Here is a 14867-nt window from a genome sequence, read left to right as displayed (position 1 = left end):
CGGCAGGGGGGGCGGGGTTGGCGGTGCAGGATCGCCGGCCGGGTCAGCCGGCCCGGCGCAGGCGCAGCGAGTTACCGACCACGATGACCGAGCTCGCCGCCATCGCGGCGCCCGCGATCATCGGGTTGAGCAGCCCGGCCGCGGCGAGCGGGATCGCCGCCACGTTGTACGCGAACGCCCAGAACAGGTTCTGCTTGATCACGCGCAGCGTTCGGCGCGAGAGCCGGATCGCGGTCGCCGCGGAGCGCAGGTCGCCCCGCACGAGCGTGATGTCGGACGCCTCGATCGCGACGTCCGTGCCGGTGCCCATCGCGAGGCCGAGGTCGGCACCCGCGAGCGCCGCGGCGTCGTTGACGCCGTCGCCGACCATCGCGACGACCTTGCCCTCGGCGCGCAGGCGGGCGACGACGTCGACCTTGTCCTGCGGCAGGACGCGCGAGATCACGTCGTCGTCGGGGATCCCGACGGCGCGTGCCGCGGTCAGCGCGGAGCCCTCGGAGTCGCCCGTGAGCAGGATGGGGCGCAGTCCGAGCGCGGTCAGCTCGGCGACGGCCTCGGCGGAGGTGTCGTTGACGGGGTCGCGCAGCACGAGCACGCCGCGCGCGGCGCCGTCCCACCCGGCCACGACGGCGGTGGCGCCGGACGACTCGGCGTCGCGGACGGCGTCCGACACCTCGGTGGGGACGGTCAGGCCCTGCTCGCCGATCCAGGCGAGCTGACCGACGACGACGCGTCGGGACCCGAGGTCGGTGCCGGTGCCGAGGCCGGCGTGCGCACGGCGCACGACGGCCTCGACGCCGCCGCCCGCGCTCGACCGGAAGTCGAACGCCTGGAGCGAGCCGACGGTGACGCCGTCGGCGCCGGCGTCGTGCGGTGCGTCGGAGGTGTCGGACGACGCCCCCGCGGCCGCGACGGCCTGCGCGATGGGGTGCTCGCTCAGGGCCTCGACGACGGCGGCGTGCGCGAGGACGTCGTCCTCGGCGGAGCCGGGGGCCGCGACGACGGTCTCGAGCGCCATGCGCCGCTGCGTCACGGTGCCGGTCTTGTCGAGCACGATCGTGTCGACGCGGCGCGTGGACTCGAGCACCTCGGGGCCCTTGATGAGCACGCCGAGCTGCGCGCCGCGGCCGGTGCCGACGAGCAGCGCGGTCGGGGTCGCGAGGCCGAGCGCGCACGGGCACGCGATGATCAGCACGGCCACGGCGGCGGTGAACGCGAACGCGACGTCCGCGCCCGCGACGAGCCAGCCGGCGAGCGTCAGCACCGCGATCGCGAGCACGATCGGCACGAACACCGCCGAGATGCGGTCGGCGAGCCGCTGCACGGGCGCCTTGCCGGTCTGCGCCTGCGTCACGAGGCGTCCGATGCGCGCGAGCGTCGTCTCCTCGCCCACGCGGGTCGCGCGGACGAGCAGGTGGCCCGACGTGTTGACGGTCGCGCCCGTCACGTCGTCGCCCGGGCTCACGTCGACGGGCACGGGCTCGCCCGTCAGGAGCGAGGTGTCGACCGCGCTCGTGCCCTCGACGACCACGCCGTCGGTCGCGACGGTCGCGCCGGGTCGCACCGTGAACAGGTCGCCCTCGGCGAGCGCGGCGACGGGCACCTGCTCGGTCACGAGGCGGCCGCCGTCGCGGCGGGGGTCGCCGTCGGCGTCGACGAGCACGCGCTCGGCGTCCTTGGCGCCGAGCGCCAGCAGGGCGCGCAGCGCGTCGCCCGCGCGGCGCCGTGACCGGTGCTCGGCCCAGCGGCCCGCGAGCAGGAACGTCGTGACGACGACCGCGACCTCGAAGTACAGCTCGGGCGTGCCGTGGTGCTCGCGCGAGGGCAGCAGCGTGAACTGCATCTGCATGCCGATTTCGCCCGCGCCGCCGAGCAGCAGCGCCCACAGCGACCACAGGGTCGCGGCGATCACGCCGATCGACACGAGCGTGTCCATGGTGGACGCGCCGTGCCGGGCCGCCCGGAACGCGGCCGCGTGGAACGGCCACGCGCCCCACACCACGACCGGCAGGGCGAGCGCCGCGACGACCCACTGCCAGCCGTCGAACTGGAGGGCCGGGACCATCGAGAGCAGCACCACGGGGGTCGCGAGCACGGCGGAGACGACGAGGCGCCGCTTGAGGTCGGCCCCGCGGTCGGGCGTCGGGGCGGAGGTGTCCTCGCCCTCGACCATGACGTGCCCCTCGGCCATCGAGTGGCCCGAGAGCGCATGCTCGGCGGGGTCCATGCCGGCGTGGTCAGGGCTCGTGTGGTCGGTGCCCTTGTGGTCGGACGCCGCGTGGCCGCGCGGTCCTGCCGCGGCGTCGGTGGCGGGCCGGGTCGTGCGCCGACGGGTGACCCGTGCGGTGTAGCCGGCGCTCGCGACGGCGGCCCGCAGCGCGTCGTCCGACACGTCCTGCGTGAGGACGACGTGCGCGGACTCGAGCGGGAGATTGACGGTCGCCGTGACGCCGGGGACCTTGCCGAGCTTCTTCTCGACGCGGGCGACGCACGACGCGCAGGTCATGCCGTCGACCGCGAGCTCGACCTCGGCGAGGGGTGCTGCCGGGGCGTCGGGCTCGCGGGTGCCGGCGGGGGTGCTGCCGGTGTTGGTGCTGCTCATGGTGGCCTCCGTGGGTGTGGGTGCCGTTCAGGGTGGGTGCCGTTCACGGTGGGTGCTGTTCACCGCCGAGCACGGGGTTGGGCACACGCGGCACGCGTGTCGGTGTGCCTAGGCCCGTGCTCGGCGCGCAGTGTCTGGCGCGCGCGGTGCTCGGCGCGGTGCTCAGCCGCGGGGGATGCGCGGGTCGTACGTGACGGGCTCCGGTGCCGACGCGTCGCCGCCGCAGCACCCGCCGCCGCAGCACCCGCCGCCGGCGGCCTCGGCGGCCTCGCGCTCGGCGGCCTGGGCCGCGGCCTGCGCGGACTCGGCGTCGACCTGCACGGCGAGGGACGCGAGCCCGTAGCCGGACTCGTCGACGGCCTCCCGGAGCTCGGCCTCGTCGAGCGGGTCGTCGGACGTGACGGTCACGCGCGAGGCCTGCCCGACGCGCAGCTCGACGCTCACGCTCTCGACGCCGGCCACCTGGCCGAGGTCGCTCGTGACGTGCTCGACGCACGCGCCGCACGTCATGCCGGTGATGCCGAGGGTGGTGACGGTGGTCATGGGTTCTCCTGTGGATGCGGGTGGTGCGAGTGGTCGTGGGTGCCGGGCAGTGCGGGCAGTGCCGGACGGCGCGTGGTCAGCTGCGCACGAGGCGGGAGATCGCGTCGGCGGCCTCCTTGACCTTCGCGGCGCCCTCGGCCTCGGAGCTGCGCGCCGCGCTGACGACGCAGTGGCCGAGGTGGTCCTCGACGAGGCCGATGCTCACGGCCTGGAGCGCCTTGGTCACGGCGGAGACCTGCGTGAGGACGTCGATGCAGTAGGTGTCGTCCTCGATCATCCGGGCGATGCCGCGAACCTGGCCCTCGATGCGGCGCATGCGCTTGAGGTACGCGTCCTTGTCGGGCGTGTACCCGTGCGGGGGCGCGGGGGTCTCGTCAGCGATGCCGCTCGCGGTGGGGTCGGTCATGGCAGGCTCCTTCGTGATACCCGGTGGGGGTATCTCGAAGGTACCCCCCTGGGGTACCTGGGTCAAGCGGGCCTCGCGGCCGAGGCCGCCGTGGCAGGTCAGGCGGCGGGGGCGACCCGCCACGCACGGGGCAGGAGGCGGAGGCCGCCGAGGACGATCCGCAGCACGAGGACCCCGAGCAGGACCAGCATGACGACCGCGACCCAGCCCGAGGCGACGGGGCCGCCGTCCTCGGAGGTGAAGAGCACGGACTGCCCCGCGGTGACCACGAGGCCCACCGCGCCGTACAGCAGGACGAGCCCGCGCCCGAACGCCGGACGCCGGACGGTCGCGGTGGTCCGCGACGGACGCAAGACCCGGGGCAGCGGGAGCACGAGCCAGACGATCCAAGCGAAGAGGAGCGCCGGGGGCCAGGCGAGCCAGCGGACGAGCGCGATCCCGGGGACCTGCGACATGGCGTCGCTGCCCACCGTCGCACCGAGGATCGGCGCGACGACGACGACGAGCAGGATCTGCACCGCGACGCACCCGAGGAGGTACACCGTCATGAGGTCGTCCACGCGCCCCCAGCGGCGGGCCTGCCAGGCCGCGAGCTCGGACGGCGACCTCGGTGCCATCGTCATCCCCCCACGACGGGAGGTCGTCGACGCTCACGAGACATGGGATGCAGCATCGCACGAACCCGCGCCTCCGGTAGGGGGAGAACTCCCCGGCGCCCTGTGGACGGTGCTCAGGCGCCCCCGGCGCGTACCGCGGAGTCGTGGGCGGCCTGCATCGCGGCGGCCTGCGTGGCACGCTCGAGCGCCTCGGCGTCGGGCGCGACGTCGACCGCGGCCACCGTGAGCCCGGCGTCCTCGACCGCGGCCCGCAGCGCGACGTCGTCGAGCAGGCCGTGCGAGTGGACCCGCACCTGGGCGGGGCGGCCCGCCCGGAGCTCGACCGCGACCTCCTGCGTGCCCGCGACCCCCTCGAGCGCGGCACGGACCCGCGCGACGTCGTCGATCCCGGTGATGCCCTGGACGTGCAGCGTGGTGACGGTCGTCATGACGGTCCTCCCGGTCGGTGTCCCCCGACCACGGTAGGCACCGGGGCGGGAACCTGCCGGACGACGCGCGGTCGGGACGGCGCGTCCGGCCCGCGCGCGCCGACACCGCACCATGGCTCGGACGCGCGATGATGGGGCGATCCACGATGATGGGCACGGAGCCGCGACGCCGTCCGGCACAGGAGGAAGGACCCCCATGAGCAGCACCGCACCACGACCGCCGATGCCGGCGAACTTCGGACAGCTCGCGCAGAGCGTCTGGTACTGGCCGGTCGTGCGCGGCGTCCTGACCGCGCTGTTTGGCCTCGTCGCGATCTTCGCGCCCATCGACACCTCGCGCGCGCTCGTGCAGGTGTTCGGCGTGTTCGTCATGGTCGACGGCCTCGTGAACCTGATCGACGGGATCCGTCGCAAGGGCACCGCGGCCGGCACGTTCAACACGACCCTCGGCGTGCTCGGGCTCGGGTTCGGCCTCGTGCTCGTGCTGCTGCCCAACGTCGCGATCGGCGTCGTCCTGCTGCTCATCGCGCTGTGGGCGTTCGTGATCGGCGCGTTCCAGCTCGTCGTGAGCCTCGGCGTGCGGCGTGCGCAGGGCGGGTCGTGGATCTGGGGCGCGATCAGCGGTGTGCTGCTCATCGCGCTGGCCGTCACCTGCGTCGTCAAGCCGAGCCAGACCGTGAGCGTGCTCGCGGTGATCGTCGGCATCTTCGCGGTCGTGACCGGGATCGTGCTGATCGTGCTCGGCTTCCGGCTGCGCGACCTCGGCAAGCACCCCGAGCACGCCGCGGGCGTGTTCGGCGCCGCCGGTCCCGGCGCGACCGGGCCGGGGTCGTCCCGCCAGGGCGAGGTCATCGAGGGCGAGATCGTGATCGAGGGCAAGCCGATCGACGAGTAGTCGTGTCGCGCCCGCCACGATCGTGGTGCCTGCACCACTGACGGCGGCGCGCGGGGAACGAACGATGGACTCATGGTCCAGACACTCGAACCCCCGCGCGTCGCCCCACCGGCCCGGCGCACGCCCCTCGTCGAACGCGTCGCCCTGTGGAGCGCGACCCACCGGTGGACGGCCATCGGCCTGTGGGCGCTCGTGGTCGCCCTCACCTTCGGGGTCGGCACGGCGGTGGGCCCGCGCGACGCGACGGCCCTCGACCTCGGCGTCGGGGAGTCCGGCCGGGCGTCGCAGGTCGCGGCCGACGCCGGGTACGTCGACCCGGTCGTCGAGAACGTCCTGATCACGTCGCCCGACGGCGGCCCGCTCACCGCGTCGTCCGACGCGGGGCAGGCGGCCGACGCCGCCGCGGACGACCTCCTGACGGGCCTCGGCGCCCTCGACGAGGTCGCCGCCGTGACCGGACCCGTCCCGTCGGACGACGGCACCGCCGTCCTCGTGAGCGCCCGGCTCGTGGGCACCGCGGACGACGCGCAGGCGAAGGTCCCCGCGCTGCAGGACGTCGTCACCGACGTCCAGGCCGACCACCCCGACCTCCTCGTCGAGGAGGTCGGGACGGCGTCGATCGGCGTCGAGTTCGACGAGTGGCTCGGTGCCGACCTGGAGAAGGCGACCGGGCTCAGCATCCCCCTGACGCTCCTGATCCTCCTGGTCGTGTTCGGCGCGATCGTCATGGCGGGCGTGCCGCTCGTGCTCGGCGTCGGGTCGGTCGCGTCCGGGCTCGGCCTGTGGATGCTCGCCTCGCACCTGGTTCCCGACCCGGGCATGGTGCTGCACCTCATCGTCCTCGTGGGCCTCGCCGTGGGCGTCGACTACTCGCTGTTCTACCTGCGCAGGTTCCGCGAGGAGAAGCACGCGGGTGCCGGCGACGTCGACGCGGTCGCGATCGCCGCCCGCACGGCGGGGCACTCGGTCGTGGTGTCCGGGATCGCGGTCACGCTCTCCATGGCCGGGCTGTACGTCGCGGGGGACACCACGTTCTCCGCGCTCGCGACCGGCGCGATCCTGGTCGTGCTCGTGGCCCTCGTCTCGGCCGTCACCGTGCTGCCCGCGATGCTCGTGCTCCTCGGTCGCTGGGTCGACGCGCCCCGCGTCCCGCTGCTGGGCCGGCTCTCGGGCCGCGAGCCCCGGTTCGTCCCCGCGCTGCAGCGCCGCGTGCTGGCGCGCCCGGTCCGCTGGGCCGTCGGCTCCGTCCTGCTCCTCGTCGCGCTCGCCGCACCGCTGCTGGGCATCTCGCTGCACAACACGACCGTCGCCGACTTCCCGCGCACCCTGTCGACCATGCAGTCGTACGACCGACTCGTCGCGGCGTACCCCGAGCAGGCGTCCGCCGTCCAGCTCGTCGTGCAGGTCCCCGCGGGCCAGGAGGACGCGCTGCTCGCGGGCATCGCCGACCTGCCCGCCGCGGCGGACCCCTGGGTGTCGGACGACGGCCGCACCGCCGTCGTCCCTCTCGACGAACCGCTCGACCAGGTCCGGGCGGACGACGTCCCCGCGGTCCGCGACGCGACCGGCGCGAGCTTCGTCGGGGTCACGGGCGAGGCGGCGCAGGACGCCGACTTCACGGCCAACCTCCAGCGGGCCATGCCCGTCGTCGTCGCCGCGGTGCTCGCCCTGACCTTCGGGGTGATGCTCCTCGCGTTCCGGTCGCTCGCGGTCGCCGGGCTCACGGTCGTGCTGAACCTCCTGTCGCTCGGCGCGACCTTCGGGATCCTCACCGCGGTGGCGCAGGGCTCGTGGGCCGAGGCCCTCGGGTTCCCGTCGAGCGGGCACGTGGTCTCCTGGATCCCGCTCCTGGTGTTCGTGGTGCTCTCGGGCCTCTCGCTCGACTACCACGTGTTCGTCGTGAGCCGGATCCGCGAGCACGCGCAGCGGGGGGTCGGGGCCGCGGAGGCGATCCGCGCGGGCGTCGTCGGGACCGCGGGCGCGGTCACGAGCGCGGCCGTCGTGATGGTCGCGGTGTTCTCGATCTTCGGCCTGCTGAGCTTCATCGAGCTCAAGCAGCTCGGGATCGGCCTCGCCGTCGGCGTGCTGCTCGACGCGACGCTCGTGCGCCTCGTGACGCTGCCCGCGCTCATGCTGCTCGCGCGCCGGTGGCTGTGGTGGCCCGGCGTCCGCGCCCGCCGCGCGGAGGTCAGCCCCGCAGGTAGGTGAGCACGGCGGCGACGCGGCGCGACGCCGACGTCGCGGGCGGGAGGTCGAGCTTCGTGAAGATCGCGTTGATGTGCTTCGCGACGGCCTTCTCCGTGACGAACAGTCGCGCCGCGATCGCCGCGTTCGCGTCGCCCTCCGCCATCGTCGCGAGCACCTCCCGCTCGCGCGGCGTGAGGCGGTCGAGCCGGCCCTGGGCGGTGCGGCGCGCCATGAGCGCCTCGACCACCTGGGGGTCGACGACCGTGCCGCCCGCCTGCACGGTGCGCAGCGCGCCGACGAACTGGACGTCGTCGAACACGCGGTCCTTGAGCAGGTAGCCGACCCCCGCGCCCCCGCCCGCGAGCAGCTCGTCGACGTACAGCTGCTCGACGTACTGGGACAGGATCATGACCGGCAGCGGCCTCTCGGCGCGCAGCGCCAGGGCGGCACGCAGGCCCTCGTCGGTGAACGACGGGGGCAGGCGCACGTCGAGCAGGGCCAGGTCGGGGGCGTGCTCGACGACGGCGGGAACGATCTCGTCGCCGTGCGCGACGGCCGCCACCACCTCGATGCCGTGCGCGTCGAGCAAGCGCACGAGGCCGTCGCGCAGCAGGTACTGGTCTTCGGCGAGGACGACGCGCATGCGCCGGAGTCTAGGTGTCGCCGAGCGCGAGCACCGCCGGATCCGGGTGCAGGCACCACCGACACCGGCACCGGAAGTCGGGCAGGGTGGTCCCATGACCACCGCCGCACGCGCCGTCTGGCGCGGGACCCTCCTGGCCGGCCGCGCCATCCTCGAGATCCTCGTGCTCGCGTGGGCGCTCGTCGTGGTGGTCCTGTCGTTCCTGGGCGTCGGGATCCTGCTCGCCCCCGGGGCGCTCGCGGCCGTGCGGGGCGACGCCCGGTGGCAGCGGCGGCACGCGCTGCGCTGGTCGGGCGTCGAGGTGACCGAGGCGTACGGTCCGCAGCCCGTGCGGACCCCGGGGTTCCGGGGCGCCGCGCGCTGGTCCTGGACCGCGCTGCGCGACGGCGCGACGTGGCGCGACCTCGGGTGGCACCTGGCCGACCCGGTGGTCGGGCTGGCGATCGCGCTCCTGCCTCTCGCGCTCGTGGCGAACGGCGTCTGGGGCGTCGTGCTCCTGGGCCTGTGGGAGCCCGCCGCCACGTGGGACGGCAATTGGTACCTCTTCGTGCCTCTCACGAGCCAGACCGCCGCCGGGATCGCGGCGGTGCTCGGCGTGGTCCAGGTGGTGTGCGGGTTCGCCGCCGCCGCGTGGTTCGTGCGCCTGCACGCCCGGTGGGTGCGTGCCGTCCTCGGGCACCGCGCGCGCGACCTCGAGCGGCGCGTCGAGCACCTCGCACGCTCCCGCGCTGACGCCGTCGACCACCAGGCGTCGGAGGTCCGCCGCATCGAGCGCGACCTGCACGACGGCGCCCAGGCGCGGATCGTCGCCACGGGCATGACGCTCGCCGCGGCCGAGCGCCTCCTCGACACGGACCCCGAGGCCGCCCGCGCGCTCCTGCAGGACGCCCGCGCGACGTCGTCCGCGGCGTTGCAGGAGCTGCGCGACCTCGTCCGGGGGATCCACCCGCCCGTGCTCGCCGACCGGGGGCTCGTCGACGCGGTGCGCTCGCAGGCCGTCGCGACCGGCCTCGACGTCGACGTCGTCGGTGCGCTCGACGCACGCCCGCTGCCGAGCGTCGAGTCCGCGGCCTACTTCGCGGTCGCCGAGCTCCTCGCGAACGTCGCCAAGCACGCAGGCGTCGGCGCCGCGTCGGTCGACGTGACCCGGGACGGCGCGGACCTCGTCGTCGTGGTGTCGGACGACGGCACCGGCGGTGCCGACGCGACCCGCGGCACCGGCCTGGCGGGCGTGGCCCGACGGCTCGCCGCGTTCGACGGGACGCTCGACCTGGTGAGCCCCGCGGGCGGCCCGACGCGCGCCACGGTGCGCGTGCCCGCCGCGTGGCCCTCGGACGGCTGACGCGCCGACGCCCCGATCAGTCGACGAAGTCGGGGACCTCGACGTCGATCGGTCCCGAGAACCGCGCGCAGTCGCGCTTGACGAACGGCTCCGTGCTCGCGAGGTCGTCGAGGATCATCTGCTCGATGAGGTGGTTCTCGGCGGGCCACTCGGGCTCGGGTCCGGGCTCGCGCAGCATCTCGACCGCGATGAGCACGTCGAAGTCGAGGCCCGGAGGACGCAGCGACCCGGCCGCGGCGAACACGGCCCCCGGGAGCACCGCGACCTCGGTGCCCGTCGGGTCGTCCGTGAAGTCCGCGAGGTAGCGCGCGGTCTGGTTCATGAACGCCACGACGTACCGCACCCCGTAGTTCGACGCGGCGACGCGGATGTCCGCGGACGTGGGGATCGCCGCCGTCACGACGAAGCCCGGCGGGACCGGTCCGTCGTAGGCGCTCAGCGCGCGGTAGGACGGCCGTGTCCAGGCGGGTTGGTCGAGTATGCGGCGGGCGAGGTTCTCCGGCATCGCGCCAGAATGCCACGGGTCCTGCGAAACATGGAAGGTGTCTTCCAGATGTCAGGACGACGGCAACGCCCATTCGTCCGGGATCAGCTGGATGTGCTGGAGCCGGTCGACATCTGTTGCGGGCACGAACACGTCGTAGACCCCGGCGTCGAGCTTGCGCCAGCCCAGGCCCTCGGCGAAGTCGGCGTCGTGCCCCGTGTACGTGCACCAGTACATGAGGGTGCCGTCCTGAACAGTCCACTGTCCGATCACGCGGACCGGGAGGCCCTGGACGACCCCGACCATCGAGAGCTCGAAGATCTCGCCGACCTCGGCGCGATCCACCTCGGCGCGCCAGCGCCCGGCCGGGGTGGAGGTGAATCCCGGGCCGGCGTACTCCTCGGCCGCGAGGACGACGCGACCGTTCTCGAGGACGTCGGCGCTGTACATCTTGCCCCGATAGTCGGTGATCGCTCCGGTGCACGGCGAGATGTACGGACCCGGAGGTTCGACCACGTCGGTCCAGGAGACCCAGCCGGTCGCGACGTCGACGTACCGCGCGACCAGGCGCGAGGTCCCGGCGCGGGTGAAGCGATGGATCTCGCTGCCGCGGGGGACCCGCGACGAGACGAGCCAGTACAGCGGGACGATGCCGCCCGACCACGCGGTGAACCCGGTCCCGTTGAACGGCGGCCGATCCACGAACGGCCCACCGGTGATCGCGCGGGACTCCTGGTCCACGCCGCCGGTCGCGTCCTCGTGCCGCAGCTGCGCGGTCAGCGGGTACAGGAGCATGTCGACGTGCTCCGCGTCGCGGGTGAAGGGGCTCCCGGGGAACCCGAGGCCGAACAGGTCGAACAGGTCGGCCGGGGTGCGCGCCTCGCGTGCGTCGGCGGCGCGCACGACGAAGCCCGCGACCTGGTCGAACGTCCCATCGAGGTAGTTCTTCACCATGGCGGGCAGCAGTGCCTTCTGCATGATCGTCTCCACGTCGGACACCCTAGGCCCGGGCGTGGAGGGTCTGGGCCGGCCGTGCGCTCCGTGGACGGCTCAGGCCGTGGCGCGCGCCGCCGCCCGCGCGCCCAGCGGCAGCGCCTCGAGGATCCGGTCCACGGCCGCGTCGTCGTGCGCCGCGCTCACGAACCACGCCTCGAACACCGACGGCGGGAGGTTGACCCCGGCGTCGAGCATCGCGTGGAACAGGGCCTTGTAGCGGAACGTCTCCTGGGCCTGCGCGGCCGCGTAGTCGTGCACGCCGTCCACGGTCGAGGGCCCGAAGAACGCGGAGAACAGCGAGCCGGCGCGCTGGATCACGTGCGGCACGCCCTCGGCGTCGAGCGCGTCGCCGAGCGCGGTCGACAGGACCGAGGACACCTCGTCGACGCGCGCGTACACCGCGTCGTCCGCGAGGCGCAGGGTCGTGAGGCCCGCGGCCACGGCGACGGGGTTCCCCGAGAGCGTGCCCGCCTGGTAGACGGGGCCGAGCGGTGCGAGGTGGTCCATGACCGCGGCCGGGCCGCCGAGCGCGGCGACGGGCATCCCGCCGCCGACGACCTTGCCGAACGTGAAGAGGTCGGGCGTGTAGTCGAGCGAGTCACGGTTCTCGTACCCCCACCAGCCTGACGGGCCGACCCGGAACCCGGTGAGCACCTCGTCCATGATCATGAGCGCGCCGTGCGCCGAGGTGATGCGGCGGATGCCCGCGTTGAACCCGGGCAGCGGCGGCACCACACCCATGTTCGCGGGGCTCGCCTCGGTGATCACGGCGGCGATGTCGCTGCCCCGCTCGGCGAACACGGCCTCGAGCGCAGCGAGGTCGTTGTACGGCAGCACGAGCGTCTCGGCGGCGCTCGCCGCGGTGACCCCGGCCGAGCCCGGCAGCGCGAGCGTCGCGACGCCCGAGCCGGCCTCGGCCAGCAGCGCGTCGACGTGCCCGTGGTAGCAGCCCGCGAACTTCACGACCAGCGCCCGGCCGGTCACGCCGCGCGCGAGGCGGACGGCGGTCATCGTGGCCTCGGTCCCCGTCGAGACGAGGCGCACCCGCTCGGCCGCGGGCACGCGGCGGCGGATCTCCTCGCCCAGCTCGACCTCGGCGAGGGTCGGTGCACCGAACGACAGACCGCGGGCTGCGGCGTCCTGCACCGCGGCCACGACCTCGGGGTGCGCGTGACCCAGCAGCGCGGGTCCCCACGAGCACACGAGGTCGGCGTACTCGCGACCCTCGACGTCGGTGACCCAGGCGCCGCGCGCCGACGTCAGGAACCGCGGGTCGCCGCCGACCGACCCGTACGCGCGCACGGGCGAGCTCACGCCGCCCGGCAGGACGCGCTGCGCACGCTCGAACGCGCTGTGGTTGTCGGGGCTCGTGCCGAGCGAGGCGGCCGCGGCCATCTGCGTCGCGGTCCCGGTCGTGTCGGTCATCGCTGGGTCTCCATCGCTCGGGTCACTGGTCTCGTGTCGTTCAGGGGGTCGCTCAGGCGTCCGCGGCGAGCCACGCCGCGATCTCGGTCGCCCAGTACGTCAGCACGACGTTCGCGCCCGCGCGCCGGATCCCCAGGACCGACTCGAGGATCGCGCCCCGGCGGTCGATCCAGCCGTTCGCGGCGGCCGCCTCGATCATCGCGTACTCGCCCGAGACCTGGTAGGCGGCCACGGGCACGTCGGACCGCTCCGCGACGCGCGCGAGCACGTCGAGGTACGAGCCCGCGGGCTTGACCATGACCATGTCGGCGCCCTCGGCAAGGTCGATGTCGGCCTCGCGCTCGCCCTCGCGGCCGTTCGCGGCGTCCATCTGGTACGTGCGACGGTCGCCCTGGAGCGCCGAGTCCACGGCCTCGCGGAACGGGCCGTAGAACGCGCTCGCGTACTTCGCGGAGTAGGCCAGGATCGCGACGTCGCCGAACCCGGCGTCGTCGAGCGCGTCGCGGATCACGGCGACCTGGCCGTCCATCATGCCGGACGGCGCGACGACGTCGGCCCCGGCCCTGGCCTGCTCCACGGCCATGGCCGCGTACACGGGCAGGGTCGCGTCGTTGTCGACGCGGCCCTGGTCGTCGAGCACGCCGCAGTGGCCGTGGTCGGTGAACTCGTCGAGGCACGTGTCGGCCATGACCACGAGGCCCTGGCTGGTGCCGGCCGCGACCTCGGAGTCGACGATCGAGCGCGCCGTGCGCAGGGCGCGCTGCAGGACGCCGTCCGGGTCGGTCCCGGCCGAGCCCGCCGCGTCGCGCACCGCGGGGATGCCGAACAGCATGATGCCGCCCACGCCCGCCGCGAGCGCCTCGCGCACCGCGCCGGGGAACGACGCCTCGGAGTGCTGGACGACGCCCGGCATCGACGCGATCGGGTGCGGCGCGTCGATGCCCTCCTTGACGAACATCGGCAGCACGAGGTCGCGCGCGTGCAGGCGCGTCTCGGCGACGAGGCGTCGCATCGCGGGGTTCGTGCGCAGACGGCGGGGGCGCAGCAGGACGGTCACGTGGGGCTCCCAGGGGTGGCGGGGGTTTCGTCGGTCACGGCCGGTGGTGTCACGGCTGGTGGTGTCACGGCCGGTGGTGCCGAGGACGTCGGTGCCGGACGTCGCGGGGTGAGCGCCGCGGCAGGGGCTGCCGTGCGGGACGCGGCACGGGCGCGCCGGTCGTTCGCGGTCGCGCGGGCGACGGCCTCGATCGCGGCGAGCAGGCCCGCGTCGTCGGCCGTCGGGGCGACCTCGTCGACGCGCAGGTCGACCTCGGCCGCGGCGCGCGCGGTGGGCCGGCCGATCGCGACGCCCGCGACGCAGCCGTGCGCGCCGAGCTGGGCGGCGACCTCGCGTGCGACCGACCCGGAGGTCAGGACGACGACGTCGACCGTGCCCTCGCGCCACGCCGCGACGGCCTCGGGCGAGAGCGGGTGCGAGACGGTCCGGTAGACCGTGACGACGCTCGGGTCGTACCCGGCGGCGGCGAGGCCCTCGACCATGCGCGGTGCGGCGAGGTCGCCCTGCGGCACGAGCACGCGCGGCGGGGCGAGCGCGTCGCCCGGCGGGGGGAACGCGGCGAGCAGGCCGCGCGCCGAGTTCTCCTCGGGCACGAGCTCGACGTCCACGTCGATCGCGGCGAGGCCGGCCGCGGTCGCGGGCCCGACGGCCGCCCACCGGGCCGGGGCCGCCGCGAGGTCGGTCCCGGCGCGCGACGCCGCGGCGACGAGCTCGTCGATCGCGTTGACGCTCGTGACCGTGACCCACGTGAACGCGCCGCGCGCGAGGGCCGCGACGGCGTCGTCGACCGGCGTGACGTCGTCCACCGGCGCGCGCGTGATCGCGGCGCTCACGACGGCGCGGGCGCCCCGGGCCTCGAGCAGCGCGACGAGCCCCGCGGCACGCTCGGGCGCGCGCGGCACGAGGACGGTGAGGCCGTCGAGCGGGTCGGCCGGGTCGGCCGGGTCTGCTGGGTCGGTGTTGCCGGCGTCGCCGGTGCCGACCGCCGTGCCGGGCGCGGTGTCGATCGCGCTCCCGACCTGAGCCTCGCCGCCGGTGGCATCGCCGGCGGTGGCACCGCCATCGCTGGCATCGCCGCCATCGCTGGCATCGCCGCCGGCGGTGTCACCGACCGCTGCGGGCACGGCATCGGTGGGCACAACGCCAGCGGGCGCAGCGTCGGCAGGCACAGCGTCGCTTGTCACTGCGTCGTCCGGCGTCGGGGCGTTCGCGAGCCGGACGGCGCGGGCACGCTCGATCCCG

General features: G+C 74.9%; 14 protein-coding genes. 3 read left to right on the top strand and 11 right to left on the bottom strand.

What is annotated here, in order from left to right:
- Positions 1–43: 43 nt before the first annotated feature.
- The 5 genes from CLV28_RS04980 to CLV28_RS04960 form a co-directional block, all read right to left on the bottom strand.
- Positions 44–2602: a heavy metal translocating P-type ATPase gene (locus CLV28_RS04980; protein WP_100422092.1), complete on the bottom strand. Its 2559-nt coding sequence runs from the start codon at positions 2600–2602 to the stop codon at positions 44–46.
- A 162-nt stretch (positions 2603–2764) separates the two neighbouring features.
- A complete protein-coding gene (locus CLV28_RS04975) occupies positions 2765–3145 on the bottom strand; it encodes a heavy-metal-associated domain-containing protein (protein WP_100422091.1) in 381 nt (126 codons plus the stop codon).
- A 76-nt stretch (positions 3146–3221) separates the two neighbouring features.
- Complete coding sequence (locus CLV28_RS04970) at positions 3222–3551, bottom strand: metal-sensitive transcriptional regulator (RefSeq protein ID WP_100422090.1); 330 nt, start codon at positions 3549–3551, stop codon at positions 3222–3224.
- 98 nt (positions 3552–3649) lie between these two features.
- Positions 3650–4168 (bottom strand): hypothetical protein, encoded by a 519-nt coding sequence (locus CLV28_RS04965; RefSeq protein WP_157802501.1) that lies wholly within the window; start codon positions 4166–4168, stop codon positions 3650–3652.
- 113 nt (positions 4169–4281) lie between these two features.
- Positions 4282–4596, bottom strand: coding sequence for a heavy-metal-associated domain-containing protein (locus CLV28_RS04960; protein WP_100422088.1), 315 nt, complete (start codon positions 4594–4596; stop codon positions 4282–4284).
- A gap of 196 nt (positions 4597–4792) precedes the next feature.
- Between CLV28_RS04960 and CLV28_RS04955 the strand changes: the two genes are divergently transcribed.
- Entirely contained in the window at positions 4793–5491 is a 699-nt protein-coding gene (locus tag CLV28_RS04955) for an HdeD family acid-resistance protein (RefSeq protein WP_157802500.1), read from the top strand.
- A 72-nt stretch (positions 5492–5563) separates the two neighbouring features.
- Entirely contained in the window at positions 5564–7699 is a 2136-nt protein-coding gene (locus CLV28_RS04950; protein WP_100422086.1) for an MMPL family transporter, read from the top strand.
- On the opposite strand, the gene CLV28_RS04945 is transcribed toward CLV28_RS04950, so the two are convergent.
- Entirely contained in the window at positions 7680–8321 is a 642-nt protein-coding gene (locus CLV28_RS04945; RefSeq protein WP_100422425.1) for a response regulator transcription factor, read from the bottom strand. The two genes, CLV28_RS04950 and CLV28_RS04945, sit on opposite strands and share 20 nt — an antisense overlap.
- Before the next feature lie 94 nt (positions 8322–8415).
- Here CLV28_RS04945 and CLV28_RS04940 point away from each other — a divergent pair, with 94 nt between their 5' ends.
- Positions 8416–9663, top strand: a complete 1248-nt coding sequence (locus CLV28_RS04940; RefSeq protein WP_170062620.1) for a sensor histidine kinase — start codon at positions 8416–8418, stop codon at positions 9661–9663.
- A 16-nt stretch (positions 9664–9679) separates the two neighbouring features.
- Here the strand turns inward: CLV28_RS04940 and CLV28_RS04935 are convergent, their stop codons facing one another.
- The 5 genes from CLV28_RS04935 to CLV28_RS04915 all read right to left on the bottom strand — a co-directional run bounded on the left by CLV28_RS04935 (position 9680) and on the right by CLV28_RS04915 (position 14764).
- A complete protein-coding gene (locus CLV28_RS04935; protein ID WP_100422084.1) occupies positions 9680–10168 on the bottom strand; it encodes a hypothetical protein in 489 nt (162 codons plus the stop codon).
- Between the two features lie 51 nt (positions 10169–10219).
- Positions 10220–11137 carry a hypothetical protein gene (locus CLV28_RS04930; RefSeq protein WP_100422083.1) on the bottom strand — a complete coding sequence of 306 codons (918 nt, stop codon included), beginning with the start codon at positions 11135–11137 and terminating at the stop codon, positions 10220–10222.
- Between the two features lie 60 nt (positions 11138–11197).
- Positions 11198–12538 (bottom strand): glutamate-1-semialdehyde 2,1-aminomutase, encoded by a 1341-nt coding sequence (gene hemL, locus CLV28_RS04925; protein ID WP_170062632.1) that lies wholly within the window; start codon positions 12536–12538, stop codon positions 11198–11200.
- A gap of 82 nt (positions 12539–12620) precedes the next feature.
- Positions 12621–13616 carry a porphobilinogen synthase gene (gene hemB / locus CLV28_RS04920; RefSeq protein ID WP_100422424.1) on the bottom strand — a complete coding sequence of 332 codons (996 nt, stop codon included), beginning with the start codon at positions 13614–13616 and terminating at the stop codon, positions 12621–12623.
- A 5-nt stretch (positions 13617–13621) separates the two neighbouring features.
- On the bottom strand, positions 13622–14764 hold the full coding sequence (locus CLV28_RS04915; protein ID WP_157802499.1) for a uroporphyrinogen-III synthase: 1143 nt from the start codon (positions 14762–14764) through the stop codon (positions 13622–13624).
- Positions 14765–14867: the final 103 nt, after the last annotated feature.

The organism is Sediminihabitans luteus, assembly GCF_002797595.1.
Classification (GTDB): Bacteria; Actinomycetota; Actinomycetes; order Actinomycetales; family Cellulomonadaceae; genus Paraoerskovia; species Paraoerskovia lutea.
Note: the sequence above shows the minus strand (reverse complement) of the source record. Positions and strands in the feature narration are given on the sequence as shown.